This is a genomic window from Bacillus sp. T2.9-1, from assembly GCF_950097965.1.
GTDB lineage: Bacteria > Bacillota > Bacilli > Bacillales > Cytobacillaceae > Niallia > Niallia hominis.
The window spans coordinates 55,511-74,221 of the sequence record NZ_CATNHG010000002.1 but is presented as its reverse complement, the minus strand read 5'-3'; the positions used below and the strand labels follow the sequence as shown (position 1 = coordinate 74,221).

The following is an 18,711-nucleotide window of genomic DNA, read 5'->3' as shown; positions in this document are numbered from 1 at the left end:
GCATGTGGATTTTATCGCTTGTTTTTAATATTAGTTTATGTTGGTATTGTTGCGGTTTTGGTTTTCATCTTGCGGATGAACGCCATTTTCTTTGACTCCTACTGCTAATATGGTGTTCATCTCCCTAATGAACACCACTTTCCACGCTTCTACTGCTAATGTAGTTTTCATCCCCCCCTCTTGACGCCACTTTCCTTCCCTCATCCAAGCAATACTATCCAATCTCTTTACAAAATCATTAATAAAACAATTCTTAACTCTATTTAAATTCTAAATATTATGGTAAACTTACAAATAATTATTTTATAGACAGAAAGAAGGTTACATAAATGATTCGAGAACTTACAGAGAAAGATCATTCCATTGTCATGGAATTTTTGTTCCAGAATCCTTCAATCAATCTATTTATTATTGGCGATATTGAAGCGTTCGGCTACCATGCAACATTCCAAAAGCTTTGGGGAGAATTTAAAAATGGGGAAGTAACTGCAGTTCTGCTAAAATACTTTGAAAGCTATATATTTTATTGCCAAGATAAGGACAATTTTGATGTAAACGGCTTTGCTACAATTATGTATTCTAATAACAAGCCTGTTACCTTGTCTGGTAAAGCTGAGTTAGTGGAGAGATTTGAAAATCACCCTAACATTACATTAGGAAAGAAAAGAGTCACATATTTTGCGCAATGTGGAACAAAAAGAGAATTACAAGCAACCGAAACAATCAAAAACGCAACGATTGTTGATATTGACAGAATTGTAGCATTACAGCATTCCATCGATGAATTTAGCACGACAGATGAAACAAAAGAAATGTTAAAAAAAGCAATTGAATCTAAAACCGGACGCACATATTTTCTTGAAAATGATAGAGGAAATATTATTTCAACTGTTTCAACTACAGCCGAAAATTCCCAATCGGCAATGATAGTCGGTGTATGCACACACAAAGATTATCGGAATAATGGGTATGCTAGTAAGTTAATGACAGCACTTATTAATGATGTATTAGCTGAAAAACAATATGTCTGCTTGTTTTATGACAATCCAGAGGCAGGAAAGATTTATAAAAAAATCGGATTTGAAGATATTGGATTATGGACGATGTATCGTTAAATTATAAATAACAACAAATCCCTTTTGCTGATGTTAAAAAGCAAAAGGGATTTCTCAGTAATTTCCTATTAATTTTATAAGGCTGTTTTCGTAAAGTTTGTTGCGATTACCCGCAGCCGGAATACACTTCGCTTTCCGTGGGGCTAAGCTTAAGCCTCCGGGGTCTCAGACTGTCTCGCTAGTCCCACAGGATTCTTCATGTATTCCGGCTGCTAATTGTTTCCAACTAATTCTTTTTTTCCTATTGAAAAAACAATAATCCTTTAGAAAACAGCCTTTTATAAAAATAAGAACATCAATTTCCCCACTGATATGCTTATCTCCACTACTTAAGCAGCAATTCTAAATCTGTAAAAAGGGAAATGATTTTCTGTAAATGTCTCCATTCTTTTGATTGTATATTTACTAAATCAACAGTGTAAGAGGCATTTACAGTAACTAACCGAACTGTACATTTAACTGAATCAATTCCCAAGAGCTCTTCTTCCCAATTCCAAATTTTCAATCGATATAATTCCATCTTTAAAGCATCGTATTCGTATGGCTCGATTTTATTAAAAACTGGTGGAATGACAATTGGAAATTGACTCCATTCTTGAATTAAATAATTGTGAAGGTCAAAATCGATATGAATACTAAAAGAGTGTTCTTGATTAACCTTATATTCAACAATTAATTTTGTAATTTCTTTATCTGGATGAATCGATACAATATCATCACAAACCTCGAATAAGTCTTTCTTGCGAGAAAGGACAGACTTAATGGAGGACATTGAAATCGGTGTATCATCCTCTCCTAAATAGCGATTTAATTCATTATAAATGACGGAAAGGGTTGTTGGTCCATTAAGCTGCAAAACATCAATTATTTTTTCATACAAAGTATTCATCCGTTTTTCCTCCACTATTTAAATCGATGTATTGATAACTGTTTGTCTCTTTATCTTAAAGCAATATCCAATAATATTCCACAGCTAGTTTTGCTAAATAATGGATAGATAGGTTAAAACGAAAAAGTCCGAATGCTATTAGGATAACTGCTCTTTTTGTCCACCAGTTAAGCGCAGCATTTCTTCAAAAATAACATTACTCATTTTTTTATAACCCGCTGAATTTAAATGAATGCCATCATCACTAATAAAATCAGCAATATTCCCAGCTTTTATAAGAGCTGTTCTTACATCAATGCTAGGAAGATTTAATTGTTCAATTAAATTATTCAAATGAAAATTATATAAACTATGCCAATGTTCAATGCCTCCACAGCAACTTATCCAATGACTAATGGTTGTCCCATATCGATCAGCAATAAACTTATAATAACGTACTGGATCGAGCGGTGGTAATGTTAACAAAATTGGCGTGATATTAGATTGTTTCATTTTCGCTACCATATTGCCAATATTTTCAATGTATTGATTAATTGGCACAATTGGATCGTGGTTACTATCAGGATTTTCCGCCACTTCCTGCCATTTAAAATTGCAATCATTTCCGCCAACATTTAACAATACATAATTTGGTTCTTCTGAAAGAACATCTTTCTCCAATCGTTTCATTAATAAATCAGAATTATCATTAAACACACCTTTATTTAAAATAATGGTGTCTTCTGGATTCCTTACAGAAAATAATTTTTCAAGTATAGCGGGATAATTATCTTTAATGATTCTTACCCTACCTTTTACAAAGGAGACACCCCTTGTTAAGCTATCTCCAAAACAGATGATTTTCATTTAGCATCCCTACTTTTTTTCATTCAATTACTATAATTTATTATAACAGAAAAAAGGTTGTGCGAAAAAAATTTCGATTGTAACAAATTTTTCATAATTATTCTAAATAAAAAGGCTGTATCCAATTAATTTGGATGACAGCCAATATGATTCTTCTTAAGAGTTTTGTATATCGAGTACTTTATCTTCTTCTTTCTCCTCTTTAGGAGTAGCCTGATTTGTTGTACGTAGCGGGATTTCTTTTAAGAAAAACACTAATAAAAAGGCTACCACTAATACGATTGTACCTGTTAAAAATACAGTTGATAACGTATCACCTAAAGCGTCTCTAATACCCTCAATCATTTTTGTAAAAATCGGTTGAACATCTGCAGGTAGACTTGCTTCTGTTTGTTCAAGTAATGGCTTATTCATTAGAGCTTGCGGATTTGCAAAGCCAACAATTTGTTCAGTAATCTTAGGATCAACAGTTGCTAAATCTTTTACTACTGAAGAATTTTGCATCGTATTCTCCAAGTTTGTTTTTAAATTGTTGGACATAACTGTTCCCATTACTGCAATCCCGATTGTACCACCTAGGTTTCGGAATAGCTGTGTAGAAGCAGTTACTACACCTAATTCTTTATGAGACACAGCGTTTTGTGTTGCAATCGAGAATACCGGCATTCCTATACCAAGACCTAAGCCAAATACTATCATACTTAAAATAGCCATTGGTACACTATTCATAAAGATCATAATCGCCATACCAGCTATCATCGTTGGTACTCCAATTAATGCAAAGCGTTTATATTTCCCTGTTTTCGAAATTAATTGACCAATGATAGTACTTGAAATAACCATTACAATAGACATTGGCATTGTTACATAACCAGCATAAGTCGGTGAAATACCTAAAACTCCTTGAACGAAGAACGAAAGATAAATCATTGCACCCATCATCCCAAAGTTCATAATAAAGCCTATTATATTTGAAACAGTAACGATATTATTTTTGAATAAATGTAACGGTAATATTGGATTTTTCGCATTTTTTTCTACCAACACAAATACAATGGCGAAAATGATACTAGCAGCAATTAATCCAAGGATTTGAACAGATCCCCATGCATAATCTGTTCCTGCCCATGAAAAAGCTAACAATAATGGCACAATTGCAATCGTCATAAAGAACGAACCAATATAGTCGATGCTTTGTTTGCCGCTACCCTCTACTTTAGGGAATAATACCATAATCATTCCAAATGCGATAATACCAATCGGTAAGAAGATCCAGAATAGCCAATGCCAATCTAGGTGATCCACTAAATATCCACCTAATAGAGGTCCAAGCACACTGGAAAAACCAAATACTGCTGTTAATAAGCCCATCCATTTTCCACGCTCGCGTGGCGGGAATAAATCTCCAACTGCTGTGAAGGCTGATGATTGAATTATTCCGGCTCCAATCCCTTGAATACCACGGTATGCGATAAATTGAAATACATCATTAGAAGTACCCGTTAAAAAAGCACCAACCATAAATAATAAAATACCAATCAATAAGAATGGCTTACGGCCATACATATCAGATAGCTTTCCAACTAAAACGGTAGCAATAGTGGATGTAAGCATATAGATATTGATCGTCCATGTATAATAATCCATACCATCTAGTATAGATATAATTTTTGGCATTGCAGTACTTACGATTGTTTGGTTAATCGCTGCAAAAAACATCGCTGCCATTATGGCAATCATAATCGACAGTTTTTTCTTTTGTGTTAAATGTTCCATTGCATTCTCTCTTTTCTTTATGAAATTATTAGAAATTCTCGTTTAATAGCTTGAAAATTCGTTTTAAGTGTTGAATATCTTCCTCCGTTAACTTTCGGAAATGTTCCTTCATCTTATTCTGCTGCTCTTTTTTCATATTATTTACTATCTTTCTTCCCTTATCGGTAATAGTAATATTGACCACTCTTCGATCAGTCTTTGATCGATCTTTAGTAATATAATCATCGGCCAATAATTGATCGGTAATAGTGGTAACTGCAGCATTTGTAATGTGTACGCTTTTCGCAAGATCTGAGACATTTTGGGCGCCTTCTTTTTCTAAATGAAAAAGAAGTTTATATTGTGTAATATTTAAATCATTGCTATTTTTATTAAAATCACTTGTTAAATTTTTTATAAATGTGCCAAACATTGCTGCGACTTCAAAAAGCTCTTCGCCATTATGCACTTATCCCCCGTCCTTTCTGTAATTAATTCACAAATAAATAATTAAGAAGTTAATTATTAAGCAATAAATAATATATAACTTAATTATTTACATGTCAATTATTATTTTTATGTTTGTGGCAAATTCTTTTTAGACTATATGAGGAAGGGGACTTCCCTTAAGATGATTTGCTCGTTAACTAAGTTTTTTAGTACATAGACAGAGAAATTCACCGTTACGGAAAAACAAAAAAATGTCTTATTTAACCATCGATTAGAAGCGGGATGTTTATCCCTCTCCATCAATAAATTAAATAAGACATAACGAATTTTATTTAGTTTTAAAAGGGTTTTTCCATTCCATTAAAACTGCGTGATTAATTGAATCTTCGTCTTCCAAATATTGTGGCAATATGGTAACAGGTGTTCTTCCACACCGCAATAAAAACGTAATAACAGGATCTTTTACATGACCTGCGAGAACCTGCTCCAAATATTCCTCTGGGGAGAGCTCCTTTCTATACCTTTTATAGCCAGGCATCCTTCCCCCTCCAAGTAATCGGTCTAATCTTAATTCAATAGTTAAGTAATAAGCATGTTGCAAAAGTATCTTTCCAAAACCGAGTTTTCGGAATTTTGGGCGAATGCTGATATCCACCACATATAAGGCATCTCCATGTTCATCATTTGTAGTAATATATCCATTGTCCGTTATTTCTTCCCATGTATGATGAGGCTGATTTGGATTATAAGCGACTTGAAGACATGTTAAGGAACCTGCAAGCTCCCCATCCACTTCCACACAGATTGCTCCTTCAGGAAAATGAGAAAGATGACTAGACAATTGCTCAACATTCCACCATAGCTCCTCTGGAAATGGTGGTGGGAAGCATTCTGATTGAATAGCAATTAATTCGTGAAAATCTTTTTCCAGATAATTTCTGACCGTACATGGAATTGGCTGACCTGTGTCAAAAAGATAAAATTCACTATGAAGCGTCATAATTAGCCTTCCACGGTAGAATTCCAGTCAGGATAAAGATCTGTTCTTCTATCTCTCCAAGTTGTTACAGAACCTTTTTCTCTTACTTCATACAATAAAGACAAATCAAGGTCCGCTGTTACAACCATATCATTATTAAGCTCACCCTCTACAAGAATTCCTTTTGGTGGAAACGGGATATCATTAGGCGTAATGACTGCTGCCTGCCCAAAATTTGCACGCATAAAGTCAACATTTGTAAGCGTGCCAATTGTTCCAGTTACTACAACATATACTTGATTTTCAATTGCTCTTGCATGGCAAGTATAGCGTACACGATGAAAACCGTGGCGATCATCCGTACACGATGGGCAAAAAATCACATCTGCTCCTTTTGCCTTTGCCATACGAACGATTTCAGGGAATTCAATATCATAACAAGTTAAGATGGCAATTTTTCCTTTCTCTGTATCAAATATGCGAAAGGAATCCCCTTTTTCCATATTCCATTCATATTCTTCTGTAGGCGTGATATGAAGCTTTGCCTGCTCTTCTATTCTTCCATCTGGATAAAATAGATGTGCTACATTATACAATTTCTCTTCTCTGCGAATGACATGAGTTCCACCGATAATATGCATTCCAGTTTGAACAGCAAATGACCTGAATAAATCTTGATATTGATCTGTAAATCCAGGTAGTTCATTAATCGTTAATGCGTTCGTCTCATCTCCCATTGATAAAAGCTGTGTTGTAAAAAATTCAGGAAATAAAACAAATTCCGCACCAAATTCACTTGCTGTTCGAACATAATGCTCACATTGTTTTGCGAATGCTTCAAAAGACTTAATGTTTTCTAATTTATACTGTACGGCAGAAACTCTTATTTTCATTTTCCATCTCCCTTTATATAGCGTATTTTTTTATCCCCAACCCAATGTTTCAACTAACCATCACTGGGATTTAAAAAAAGATCTTCCTCTGATGACAACTGCACTATATCCCGATTAACGGGTAATATCACTTCTAATGAATTAGAAGTGTTTTTTATTAAAAAAGGAATGTTTCAAAATAAGATTATGAGTTATTTTTCTATATTTTTCAATGGTTTCACACCAATTTTTTTTATGAATTTTCTTTTTATATTTATGTTCTGAAAAGTGAAGTTGTTCATATTATTTTATAATCGATCATTGTTTACATTACAACAAAAAAAGGAATAGAAAAGTAGCTGAAGATTTAAGGAGGGAAATGAATTTGATTGTTTTTATTTATGCTTTCCTTGGTTTGATTTTGATAGAAGAACTAGTAGTTATCGGGCTAAAAAGATACATAAATGGATCGTTTAGAATGGAAACATATTTCCGTCATCTTTATCGAACTACAAAGTAAGAGCTGATTTAAAAAAAGTGAGTTAAACCCTGGTTTCTGAACGAAATCAACAATGAAAAAAATAGCCAAACTACCTTATCAAGTAATTTGACTACCATTATTTAAAGATTGCTCGTTGGCAATCTTTTTTACTTGCTTTCGTTCATTTCATTTAATGATTTTACTGCGAGCTGTTCGATTGTCATATCGTCCATTGGTGGATTATGTAAGCCTGCTCGTACGTCTCGGTAGTATCTTTGTAGTGGGCTTTTTGCGGACAAGCTACGTGCACCGACAATGCGCATGGCGATATCGACTACTTCGATTGCTATGTTTGTTACAACTAATTTCACTGCACTTAATTCTGGAAGAAGATGAGATTGCTGTTCTACAGATGATTCATCCCATTTTTTACTTACAGAATATAAAAAGTGTTTCGCTGTTTGCATTTTCAATTCCATTTCCCCAATTTTTGCTCGTACACTTGGGATATCGCTAATGGTTCCGTTTATACTATTTGGAGAATAATTTTTCGCAAAAGTCACTGCTTCCGTTTGTGCAGCTCCTGCGATTCCTAAATAGCATGCTGGAATATGCAATAGCCATGGATTAACTTTTTTCCGTCTTTCCAATTTTTCCACAAAATAATGTGCAGGAATTTCTACTGCTTCAAAATACACATCATTGCTTCCAGTACCCCTTAAAGCAATGCTATCCCATGTGTTTTCTATGCGTATTCCATTACAATCCTTTGGTATCAAAAAATTGCCTACTTCGTCTGTACCCTTGATAGATGCAGTAACAAGAAAAAAATCCAATACAGGAGACATCGTGGTAAAGGATTTATGTCCATTAATCACCCAATTTTCTCCATTCTTTTCGGCAGTAGTTTGTGGTTTTCCACCTCTTGTTGGACTTCCTGTTTGTGGCTCTGTTGCGGCACCATTTATTAATGCACCATTTAGCAATTGGTTATAGACTTCTTTAAGCGTCTCCTTTTGCCAGTTTGCCTCATACATATTTCTAACAACGCCCATATGCCATCCGATAGATAAGGCAGTAGATCCATCCCCTTGTGCAATTATCTCTTGGAATCTTACTAATTCATACAAAGAAATTTCTTGTCCGCCAAACTCTTTAGGTATTGTTAAGGTTGTGTAACCAGATTGCTGTAATTCCTTCATGTTTTCAAAGGGAAACGATCCATTTTCATCAACTTCCTTTGCTCTCTCAAAAAAATTTCTACTTAATTCAGAAAGCTTACTTACTCTTTTTGTGAAATCTTTTTCTTCATTAAAAAAATCAGTCACTATACCGACATCTCCCTTATCAGTTCATTTATAAAGCTATCATAGCATTATTTCCATTGACTGATAAGCAAAATGCAATGTCAACATTATAGAAACATACTTAGCTTCTATTTATGATATTTGTTCTATTTTCCATGCCCGGTGGTTCCTCTGTGTAGCCTTTTTTGGCCATCAACTCTGCCCCATGTACCCCATAATCATAAATTTGCGTAATTAGGGGGATAAAGGTTGCCGATAAGTCCTTCCGCAAACTAAATGTTGTTCCAATAGCATTACTGCCTAGTCCAAAACTACAAAACAAACTAATGATATACAACATTAATTTGTCTGAAAAGGGAGCAATGGTAGAAACGGTTGGGCTTCCTACCCAGGCTATCGGAACTTGAATATCATCATCCATTAATTTTTTCGAAAGCTTCGTAATAATTTTCTTGGAAAGCTCTTTTCCTTGTGTGAAGAATTTTTTTATCTCTGGGTCTCTAGTTACTTGGGCAAACCCAGTAATTAATTGTTGTCCAATACTGTTGCTTTCAATGGATTGATAGAGAAAAGAAACTTCTACTGTATTTAACACTCTTTTATCCCCAAAGATACTATTTCCTTTTAAGTATTGTGTACTTACAACCATGTCCACTTGTTCTGGCATAGACACTTGTGGTGGACGGCTCAATGCACCCTTTTCAATTAAAAGCTCGGTGCACTCTTCATAACAATGCTGCGTTGTTACAGATAATTCTTGGAATAATTGAATAATGTCTTTTCGATAAGATCTTGCTAAATGTAATGCATGTAGTCCCATGCCAATTTCTGAAAGCATTCTCATTATTTGAAGAGAAAAAGTTGGTTGAAACAGTGGGGGTGCTTGTTTATTTACATCTTTCTCAGAAAATCCATTTGGAATTTTTGCTCCATCTGCTTTTAAAATTGTTTCAATTTTTTGTATCACCTTCGATAGTTTAAGCATATGGCTTTCATAATAGTTTTTTTCTTTTTTATCTTCATTAACAGAATGGAAATATTCTACCATTCGCAAAAACATCGTTTTTTCTTGATAAGTCATCCATAAAGTTGCGAGTTCGGATGATGTCAATATCTCTTTTTTATTCATACTGTACCCTCCAATTCATTCATAGTATTATTATTTGAAATGAAATAGAAATTATGAATAATAAAATTAATAAGTTGTGAACCATAAAACCCTCTGTAATCGATAGACAATATAGCGAAAGAAAGGTAATTTACTTTGTGTATCTACATCCCTTGTATATTCTGCACCATCATTTGTCCATAATCTTTGAAAGTAGGATTTCGTTTCTATCGCTACTTTTGTTTCTTTTTTGGCGATAATTTTAATGTCTGTTTCCAAGTTAAAATCATAAAGATTTCTACGCGTAAAATTAGCGGAACCACTAATAATGGTATCTGCTGTTTCTCTTTCTATTAGCATAATTTTCGGATGATATTGTTCTTTTCCTGTGTTATACCATTTAATATGAATATTTTTAGATACTTTTGATTTTCTTAGCTCTGCTACAACTGGAATATTGGGCAAGCCACTTTTTTTATTGCCAAAGGAATTTTGATTTGGATCCAATAGTAAATAAATATGCACCCTTCTCGCTGCCGCTGCTTTGATTTCATCGATAACATTTCGATCTGCTAAATAGAGGATTCCTATCCAAATAGAATCTTTGCTATCTGTTTTACTGATTTCTTCTAATACATGTTTGCCTATTTTCCCTTCTGTCAGTAATTGAATTTCTATCTGTGTATTTGTTTCAGGTTGTTTTGGGATCCGTGGCAAATGGAGATGTTCATTCAATCTAGCTGCACTCTCTTCACTTTCAAGTAAATCATTAATTATGTTTCCGTCAACACGAAAAGCTATGTTTGAATGATAGCCACTTGCATTATGAATATTCCCACTCGATATGATTGCAGCATTTTCCGTAATTAATAGTTTTCGATGATTTGCTTTTACGTTTAATAGTTCTAAATAGGATAGCACGGTAATCTTTTGCCCACTTTTTGCTAAAAGATTAGGTAAATGACCATTCCCATTTGTTTTCCCCCACTGTCCAAACATTCGCCAAAAAGCAGAATAAAGTGGATTAGAATCTCGCAGCTTCTTTACATTTGTTTCGATAACTTTAATACCTATTTGTTTTAAATCATTTAATTCCTCTGATGGATAGGAACCATAGATTGTATTGATTTTATCCGTTAATAAAACAATACTAATGGAAGGATTATCCGTTTTTTTCTTTATTAGCGCTTTTGTAAATTCTTCTACTAAGGGTGGATAGACTTGGTCTTCATTTGTATCTTTATTAAATAAAAACATATCCACTACTATAAATTTCTTCGCTTGTTGAATGTCCTTTAGCATCGTATGAAACACTTCATGTTGAACAACTCTTTTATTCTGTTTATTTTTGTAGGTGATGTCTGTTAATAGCTCAATATCTTCTACTTGATGGATAGCTCCCTCTACTGACATCCCAATTGGAAGAGGTTTTTTCACATGATAATATATAGTACTACTATATATAATGATAAAAAGCAGGAATAAAATACCAACTATCCGTTTCATCATTTTCCTCCCCATTTGCTTCATTTCTAAAGCGGTTTTCGTTGTTAAAGACTTGCCATTCACTTTTCACGGGGCTAATTCTCAAAATCAGTGATTTATGGTTGCTTAATATCTATTTAGTTTTTGCAATAATAGGAAGGATAATCATCTGTGGATGTAGAATATTTTTTTGAAAAAATGATGAGTTTTCGCAAATACATGATACAATATAAAAGCAAAAAGCATTTACATAGGTGAAGGAGATTACGAAAATTGATTATTGGACTATTAATTATACTCGCTTATTTAATTGGATCTATTCCTTCTGGACTAATAATAGGCAAAACCTTTTACAATAAAGATATACGAGAACACGGTAGTGGGAATTTAGGCGGTACCAATTCATTTCGAGTTCTTGGCAAGAAGGCAGGCTTTGCGGTAACAATTTCCGATATATTGAAAGGGACAATCGCAACATTGTTGCCAATACTTGCTACTCTTATATGGAACATTGACATAGAGATAAACCCGCTAATTTTTGGGATATTTGCAGTAGTTGGTCATATGTATCCAGTATTTGCTGGTTTTAAAGGTGGAAAAGCAGTTGCTACGTCTGCTGGCATTCTTCTTGGTCATGAACCACTTTTATTCCTTATTATTTTAGCGGTATTTTTTCTTACACTATATATATCAAAATATGTTTCTTTATCTTCCATGGTTGCTGGTCTCGCGGGACTTATCTATTCCCTTATCCTTTGGGACGATAAATTATTAATTTTTATTCTTGCCGTACTAACGATTTTTGTTGTTTATAGACATCGTGCCAATATAAAGAGGATCATTAATAAAACGGAGCCAAAAGTAACCTGGCTATAAAAAGGACCGATTTCGGTCTTTTTTTTATTTTACAAGTTTAATTTGACATTAAATGATTTATTTCGTCATACCTTTTACTATAATCGTTAAAGGGGCGAATAAGGATGACCAATCATACTGTAAATTACAAGAGTACTATTGAAGGTGCAGAAGACTTTGAAAATAAATTAGAAATGGTGGAAACGAAACTCCAGGAACAAAAAGCAAATATGGAGCATTTAATCGAATGTCTACAATCTTTAACTCTTTCTACAACCTATAGTGAAAATATAGCCAAAATGGTTTGTAGCATAACACATGAAGTACGTAACCCGCTTACGTCTATTAGCGGATTTTTGCAACTAATAAAACAAACAAATAATCTTCATTCCATTCATCAATACACGGATTTAGCACTAAGTGAATTAACACGAGCCAATGACTTAATTACCGATTTTTTAAATTTATCTAAATCTGAATCAAAGGAAAGTCACCCACTATCTATAAATAAATTAATCAAGGAAATGTCTTCTGTTTTTAAGAGCGAAGCAAATTTAAAAGGAATAATCTTACATATTGACTTAATATCAGACGAACCATTATGTATAATCCATGAACAGCATCTTACCCAAGTAATCGTAAATGTTGTAAAAAATGCCTTTGAAGCAACGGAAGCAAATCATTCATCCAATCAAAAAGAGGTGGTTATTCAAACAAAAGTTTCTAGGGACCATCTCTTGGTTATAGTAAAAGATAATGGATGTGGCATGACAGAGGAACAGCTGAATCATTTATATACTCCGCTTAAAACGACGAAAAAAAATGGAACCGGCATGGGCCTTTATGTCTGCAAAAAGCTGATTGAGAAATATAATGGTACTATGAAGGTCCAAAGTGCTATAGAAAAAGGGACAACCATTACCATACAGCTGCCATTCTACTTTTTAAAGGAACAATAACTTCCTTTGTGATAGAGAACAGTGGCAGAAAAAAATCAATCAATTCCTTGTTCTTTACTTACAAATGTATCAATATTTGTTATGCTATTATTTGTAAAGTGATTTTAAAATTGTTTTAAAGAGGCTGATGATGAATAAAAGAAAAATAATCTACATGTTCTTCCTGATTGTTGCATTATGCATACTAGTGAGTGTGGGGATGTCAAAGTTTTCCCCTTCTACCAGCAAAGAATCTCATTCTATTTCAGGTAGAAACATTCATGAATTAGCAAAAGAAGAAAATAAAAAAATTACAATAGCAGCTATTGGCGATATACTTATCCATGATCGAGTCTATAATGATGCTCGAGAAGGAGATTATTATAATTTTGATAAAATGTTAGCTAATCTATCCAGTGAATTAAAAAAACCTGATTTATTGCTTGCAAACCAAGAAACAATTGTCGCTGGAGAAACGATTGGGTTATCTGGCTATCCTACTTTTAATAGTCCCCACGAAATTGCCGATACCATAAAAAAAGCAGGTGTTGATATTGTTACTACTGCAAATAATCATGCTTTAGATCGCGGAGTAAAAGCGCAAAAGCTTTCCATTGATTATTTAAATCAAATAGATCTTCCCCATGTTGGAACCTATTTAAATAAAGATGATCAAGATAAGATAGTTGTTTTAGAAAAAAATGATGTCAAGATTGCTTATTTAGCTTATACCTACGGTTTAAATGGGATTCCCGTTCCAAAAGGAAACGAGTATATCGTTAATGTAATAGATAAAGAAAAAATGAGTAACGAAATTCAACGGGCCAAAAAAGTTGCAGATGTTATAGTAATGGCAGTTCATTGGGGTAACGAATACGAGCGTTATCCATCTAATGAGCAAAAAGAATTGGCACAGTTTTTTATCGATGAAGGTGTTCATATTATTTTCGGAAGTCATCCGCATGTTCTTCAGCCAATCGAATGGCTAGAAGGAAAAAATGGGCAAAAAGGTTTAGTTGTTTATTCGTTAGGGAACTTTTTATCTGGACAGGATGAAGAATATCGAGATATCGGTGGAATGGTAACTATTACGGTGAATAAACTGCAGAGAGGAAATTCGACTACTATTACATTGGATCAGCCTACCTTCTATCCTACCTTTGTTGCAAGTAAGAATGAAAGCAATTATATCATGCATCCATTGGTTACTTCAGAAGAAGCCGTTGATAAATATGGTGCTTCTATTTATAAAAAAATAATGGATCATATGCTAATAGAAGGACAAGCAGAGTAAAACCAAATGCAATTATTCGATAATTATAATAGAATCCTTTATAATTGAAATATACCAATAGTAATAGATTGCTTCCTTAGCATTTAAGGAGCAAAATTCATAAGAGGTGTGAAAACATGAAAATTGTGATTAGTGATAAAGCTGCCGAATGGTACAAGGATGAAATGCTGTTAAAAGATGGAGACTTTATTCGTTTCTTTGCTCGTTACGGCGGATGCAGTACAGTGCAGCAAGGTTTTTCTTTAGGAATTTCCAATGAACAGCCTGTAAATATTGGCGTAGAAACGGTAAAGGATGGAATTCATTATTATATAGAAGAAAAAGATTTATGGTATTTTGATGATAAAGATCTATTTGCAGATTTCAATGAAGTAGCAAACGAACCAGAATATCGTCACGCATAGTAAGTTTTGAGCTAATGATAAAATACCTAAAAAACAGCGAAAAGGTAAGTTTCTCTCACCTTTCGCTGTTTTAATTTTGGTTATTTCAAAAAATAAGCTCGATATAATAAGCGATTCTGTATTGTTTATAGTTTGAACATTTTCCATTCCATACATTTACGCTTTAGAAAGTAGCATTCAAAAATCTATTTTAAACGCTCGGAAATACCCTCTTCTTTCAAAATTTTCTTTTGTGTATCACCCAATAAGTCAAAATGAGAATAGCCATCTTTCCGATAATGGATCCATTCTTCCTTTAACCCATACTTTTCGCCCCAGCTTTTTAACTTTTTTATATCGGAACATCCTACTTTTGTAACTGTCTTACAATCTGGGAAGCGATCATCTAACCAGTAATGAGTTAAAAATGCAATTTCCCCATTATCTATTCTTCTTTTCCACTCTGTCAGCTCTTGTCTTTTTAATCCAAAGGCCATGAAAGTAATCTCCTTTATATGGCTTTACTTGTCTGTTGGTTGCTTTTTAATTTCTTCATATTTATGAAACCATTCGGGAAAAATCTTCTTAAAAGGTTTCGGTCTAAATGTTTCCTTCGATACGATAATATGTGTCGTAGTTCCTTCCACACAGATTTCTTCATTCTGGTTGATAATCTGATATCCGTAAACTGTTTTTATCCCATCATTTGTTTCCACCCAAGTTTTAACCTTTGCTTGGTCTCCATAACGTAACGGCTTTTTATACATTGCATAGACATCATAGACTGGTGCAAAATACCCTTTATTTTCCATTTCTAAATAATCATAGCCAATGTCCTCAATTAGCCCTGTTCTACCTCTTTCAAAAAATTTAAGATAATTCGCATGATATACAACACCCATAGCATCTGTGTCTGCATAATATAATTCAATGTCTCTTATTGAAATAAAAAAATTATCCATTTGTTTCATACCGTCCTATTCTTCGATTTTCCGTTTATATCCTTGTAAAACATTTTCTATATCTTCAGCAATCAGTGTAGAAACATCTGCTTCCATTCCTTGCTCTAATTGCTCGGACAGTCGTAATGCTTGTAATTGCACTGCTTCATCGATAATATTAGTGGCAAATCTTCCATTTCCTTCAGTCGAAACTTTAGGCAGTTGATTCTTTAATATGGAGATAGCTTCTTCTGATAACGAATAATCATATTTCGCTGCATACATTTTCATTATGTCAATCAATTCCTCAGCTACATAATCAGCAAAATGGATAAACTTTTTAAACCTAGAAGTTAAGCCAGGATTGCTTTGTAGTAATGCAGTTATTTCATTTGGGTAGCCAGCCAGGATTACAACTAGATTCTCATTATGCTTTGTCATTTCCATCACTAATGTATCTATGACCTCTTTACCAAAATCTTGTCCACCATTTCCTAATAAGGAGTAAGCCTCATCAATAAATAACACGCCACCAAGTGCTTCTCTAATTTTTTTTCTTGTTTTTATAGCAGATTGACCTACATATCCCGCTACAAAGTCTGCCCTGCTTGTTACAACCAAATGTCCTCTCTTTAAGATTCCACAATCTTTAAGGAACTGAGCATATAATTTCGCAACAGTAGTCTTTCCTGTACCTGGATTCCCTGTAAATACAGCATGTAGTTGTATGGGCAAATTCTTTTGCGCCTTCTTTTGTCTTAATTGCTGAACCTTTACAAATGCTATAATTTTCTTTATTTCTTCTTTCACTTTCGATAATCCGATTAGTTCATTTAATTCTGTCGCTGGATTGATTGGTTTTTCCTTGTCATCACTAACAAAATCCAATTCTTGTAGCAATGTATATTTTAAGATTTCTTGTTGATTTGATTTACGGGAACCTTTGCTAAATATGGCATCAAGAACAATATTGCGAACAGCTCGAGCGTTCCCAAAGCTTTCATCCACTTGTTCCCTCTCAAGTCTTTTTAATAATGCTTTTTTACCATCTTCCGTCATAACATAGTCATTACTCGAAGCCATTCTTTCACCAATTGCTAATAATTCACTAGGTGTATAATCAGGTAAATGAATCATATTAGAGGCTGGAAAACGACTTCTTAACCCATGATTACCATCTAGGAATTGACGCATTTCCTCTGGGTAGCCTGCTAAAATAACAGCAAACTTACCACCAAACTCAGACCCTGTCATTAAGGAAACAAGCGTATCAATTGCTGTCTGGCCATAATCATTACCAGATTGTCCCTCACGTTTTAAGCTATAAGCTTCATCAATAAACAGAACGCCGCCAACTGCTTGTTTAACAACAGAACGTACATTTTCTTCTGTTTGTCCCATATAGCCACCTATTAATTGGGATCGATCTGTTTCTACAACCTCTGCGCTAGGCAATACACCTAGTTCATGATATATCTTGGCCATTAGACGGGCAAGCGTAGTTTTTCCAGTACCTGGATTACCTGTAAAGATCATGTTTAGACTTAATTCATCCTGAATCATATAGCCTAATTTTTTTCTTGCTTTTTGGTAGCTTAAAAACTGATAAAAATCCTGTACTCTTTTTTTTACTGTTGCAAGACCGACCATTTGCTCAAGTTGCTCTAACGAGGAAAGTGTCGTCTGTTTTTCTTCCTTTTCTTCTACAAAAAGGCTTGCCCATTCCTTTTTAAGTTCTTGAAGCTCTTCTATTAACGTTTTTACACTTTCATAGTAAATCGATGTATGAAACACACCACTAATAGATTCGGCATACTCTTCAGCAGATTTCAATAGCTCAGACGTTTTCTCAATCACTATTTTTAGCGTTTGTTCAATGGTTTCATATTTCGCAACTGCCTCTTTATTATCGTAAACAGTAGCATTTATTCTCTGTTTCTTAATATGTGCCACTTCATCTTCCATTTGCTCTAAAAATGCGCGACAATTATTTATATATTGCTCTGCAATTTTGCGTTTTGCTGTTCGATTATCGGTTTCGCGAATATTAGGGAAGACAAGCTGATCGAGCAAGTGGCTGAAATTCTTCCAATCATATTGGGAAAGATATTTAAGAGCCATTGTATTGTCTGGGTTTAGCTCAATAGCTTTGTTTAACCATGCGACCGCAATTGTATCCTTTTGATTCCCATGCATCCTGGATAATGCCGCTATCGTTAATAATTGGGAAATTTCTTTTCCATTCTGTGCTTCATTTAGCGTTTGAATCGTATCTAAGATTTTTTTTTCATTTTCTACGAAACCATGCTCTTCAAACTCTTTCTCTAACAGATAAATTTCTTGATCTTTTATATTTGGTTTTACTTGTTCGTTATTCATATGTTCACTTCACTTAATAAATTTAGGATATACCTTTTTAATACTAACATATTCCTTTATTTTCGTTAATGATTATGTACCTTTCTCATAGGATTTATCTTAGTAAAGTACCTTTCATCCCTAATATCATTAGTACAAGCATTTTTTCCTTTTTTCCGTCAAAAATAAAGACAGCAATTACTCATTCTTTTCATCAAAAAAATGAGTGATTGCTGTCTAATTATGGTTTATATTTTGAGGAGACAATTATTCCCCTTTTGTTTGAATTACTTGAGCATGTTGTCCTGATTTATCTTGCATTTGCTTTCCTTTGTTTCCACCAAAGCTTCTTGATTTTGTCCCAATATGGCTTGGTACAAAGTGTTTGCTATCTTTTTTAGGATTACTCATCTAATCAACTCCTTCTTTTATATTTTGTACAAAAGTACAAGCAGAATAGATGGTAATTTCTAGATTTTAATATTAACGAGCTTTTTTCAAATGCTTTCTTTCTAATCGTTCTTCAATTTTTTCAATTGCTTCTCTATCCTTTAATAATTGCATTTTATTCTCTAATACTAATTCTTGAAATGAACGTTTGCGAGGTTTTCTCATGGCTCATTCTCCTTTATAAAAAATTTGTATTATCATATTT

At 33.8% G+C, this 18,711-nt stretch carries 21 protein-coding genes; 6 read left to right on the top strand and 15 right to left on the bottom strand.

Annotated features, from left to right (window positions below):
• Positions 1-30: 30 nt before the first annotated feature.
• Complete coding sequence (locus tag QQZ16_RS01345; protein WP_155986766.1) at positions 31-171, bottom strand: hypothetical protein; 141 nt, start codon at positions 169-171, stop codon at positions 31-33.
• 158 nt (positions 172-329) lie between these two features.
• Here QQZ16_RS01345 and QQZ16_RS01340 point away from each other — a divergent pair, with 158 nt between their 5' ends.
• Positions 330-1,115: a GNAT family N-acetyltransferase gene (locus QQZ16_RS01340; RefSeq protein WP_235249273.1), complete on the top strand. Its 786-nt coding sequence runs from the start codon at positions 330-332 to the stop codon at positions 1,113-1,115.
• Positions 1,116-1,440: 325 nt separating this feature from the next.
• Here the strand turns inward: QQZ16_RS01340 and QQZ16_RS01335 are convergent, their stop codons facing one another.
• From QQZ16_RS01335 to QQZ16_RS01310, 6 genes are all read right to left on the bottom strand, one after another.
• Positions 1,441-2,004 (bottom strand): hypothetical protein, encoded by a 564-nt coding sequence (locus tag QQZ16_RS01335; RefSeq protein WP_031538705.1) that lies wholly within the window; start codon positions 2,002-2,004, stop codon positions 1,441-1,443.
• A gap of 138 nt (positions 2,005-2,142) precedes the next feature.
• Positions 2,143-2,850 (bottom strand): SGNH/GDSL hydrolase family protein, encoded by a 708-nt coding sequence (locus tag QQZ16_RS01330; protein WP_235249281.1) that lies wholly within the window; start codon positions 2,848-2,850, stop codon positions 2,143-2,145.
• A gap of 156 nt (positions 2,851-3,006) precedes the next feature.
• On the bottom strand, positions 3,007-4,626 hold the full coding sequence (locus QQZ16_RS01325; protein ID WP_031538701.1) for an MDR family MFS transporter: 1,620 nt from the start codon (positions 4,624-4,626) through the stop codon (positions 3,007-3,009).
• A 28-nt stretch (positions 4,627-4,654) separates the two neighbouring features.
• Positions 4,655-5,074 (bottom strand): MarR family winged helix-turn-helix transcriptional regulator, encoded by a 420-nt coding sequence (locus QQZ16_RS01320; RefSeq protein ID WP_031538699.1) that lies wholly within the window; start codon positions 5,072-5,074, stop codon positions 4,655-4,657.
• A 309-nt stretch (positions 5,075-5,383) separates the two neighbouring features.
• Positions 5,384-6,055 (bottom strand): GNAT family N-acetyltransferase, encoded by a 672-nt coding sequence (locus QQZ16_RS01315; RefSeq protein WP_235249290.1) that lies wholly within the window; start codon positions 6,053-6,055, stop codon positions 5,384-5,386.
• Positions 6,056-6,057: 2 nt separating this feature from the next.
• Positions 6,058-6,927, bottom strand: a complete 870-nt coding sequence (locus QQZ16_RS01310; protein ID WP_235249292.1) for a carbon-nitrogen hydrolase family protein — start codon at positions 6,925-6,927, stop codon at positions 6,058-6,060.
• Between the two features lie 364 nt (positions 6,928-7,291).
• On the opposite strand from QQZ16_RS01310, the gene QQZ16_RS01305 reads away from it, so the two are divergent.
• The gene (locus tag QQZ16_RS01305) at positions 7,292-7,426 is read left to right on the top strand and encodes a hypothetical protein (RefSeq protein ID WP_268817821.1); all 135 of its coding nucleotides are present in this window, start codon (positions 7,292-7,294) and stop codon (positions 7,424-7,426) included.
• A 128-nt stretch (positions 7,427-7,554) separates the two neighbouring features.
• On the opposite strand, the gene QQZ16_RS01300 is transcribed toward QQZ16_RS01305, so the two are convergent.
• The 3 genes from QQZ16_RS01300 to QQZ16_RS01290 form a co-directional block, all read right to left on the bottom strand.
• Entirely contained in the window at positions 7,555-8,718 is a 1,164-nt protein-coding gene (locus QQZ16_RS01300) for an acyl-CoA dehydrogenase family protein (RefSeq protein ID WP_419181461.1), read from the bottom strand.
• Positions 8,719-8,815: 97 nt separating this feature from the next.
• Complete coding sequence (locus QQZ16_RS01295; protein WP_235249296.1) at positions 8,816-9,823, bottom strand: DUF3231 family protein; 1,008 nt, start codon at positions 9,821-9,823, stop codon at positions 8,816-8,818.
• Positions 9,824-9,889: 66 nt separating this feature from the next.
• Entirely contained in the window at positions 9,890-11,308 is a 1,419-nt protein-coding gene (locus QQZ16_RS01290; RefSeq protein ID WP_235249305.1) for a phospholipase D-like domain-containing protein, read from the bottom strand.
• 252 nt (positions 11,309-11,560) lie between these two features.
• On the opposite strand from QQZ16_RS01290, the gene plsY reads away from it, so the two are divergent.
• The 4 genes from plsY to QQZ16_RS01270 all read left to right on the top strand — a co-directional run bounded on the left by plsY (position 11,561) and on the right by QQZ16_RS01270 (position 14,778).
• Positions 11,561-12,163, top strand: coding sequence for a glycerol-3-phosphate 1-O-acyltransferase PlsY (gene plsY / locus QQZ16_RS01285; RefSeq protein WP_031540131.1), 603 nt, complete (start codon positions 11,561-11,563; stop codon positions 12,161-12,163).
• A 104-nt stretch (positions 12,164-12,267) separates the two neighbouring features.
• Positions 12,268-13,101 (top strand): two-component system sensor histidine kinase NtrB, encoded by an 834-nt coding sequence (locus QQZ16_RS01280; RefSeq protein ID WP_031540132.1) that lies wholly within the window; start codon positions 12,268-12,270, stop codon positions 13,099-13,101.
• A gap of 130 nt (positions 13,102-13,231) precedes the next feature.
• Entirely contained in the window at positions 13,232-14,374 is a 1,143-nt protein-coding gene (locus QQZ16_RS01275) for a CapA family protein (RefSeq protein ID WP_284560993.1), read from the top strand.
• 116 nt (positions 14,375-14,490) lie between these two features.
• Positions 14,491-14,778 carry a HesB/YadR/YfhF family protein gene (locus tag QQZ16_RS01270; protein ID WP_235249310.1) on the top strand — a complete coding sequence of 96 codons (288 nt, stop codon included), beginning with the start codon at positions 14,491-14,493 and terminating at the stop codon, positions 14,776-14,778.
• 185 nt (positions 14,779-14,963) lie between these two features.
• Here the strand turns inward: QQZ16_RS01270 and QQZ16_RS01265 are convergent, their stop codons facing one another.
• The 5 genes from QQZ16_RS01265 to QQZ16_RS01245 form a co-directional block, all read right to left on the bottom strand.
• Positions 14,964-15,254, bottom strand: coding sequence for a hypothetical protein (locus tag QQZ16_RS01265; RefSeq protein WP_031540135.1), 291 nt, complete (start codon positions 15,252-15,254; stop codon positions 14,964-14,966).
• Positions 15,255-15,278: 24 nt separating this feature from the next.
• Entirely contained in the window at positions 15,279-15,719 is a 441-nt protein-coding gene (locus QQZ16_RS01260; protein ID WP_035416767.1) for an acyl-CoA thioesterase, read from the bottom strand.
• A 15-nt stretch (positions 15,720-15,734) separates the two neighbouring features.
• Positions 15,735-18,077: an AAA family ATPase gene (locus QQZ16_RS01255; RefSeq protein ID WP_235249317.1), complete on the bottom strand. Its 2,343-nt coding sequence runs from the start codon at positions 18,075-18,077 to the stop codon at positions 15,735-15,737.
• Between the two features lie 246 nt (positions 18,078-18,323).
• Positions 18,324-18,467, bottom strand: a complete 144-nt coding sequence (locus QQZ16_RS01250) for an acid-soluble spore protein N (RefSeq protein WP_016205356.1) — start codon at positions 18,465-18,467, stop codon at positions 18,324-18,326.
• A 72-nt stretch (positions 18,468-18,539) separates the two neighbouring features.
• Positions 18,540-18,671 (bottom strand): FbpB family small basic protein, encoded by a 132-nt coding sequence (locus tag QQZ16_RS01245; protein ID WP_031540139.1) that lies wholly within the window; start codon positions 18,669-18,671, stop codon positions 18,540-18,542.
• Positions 18,672-18,711: the final 40 nt, after the last annotated feature.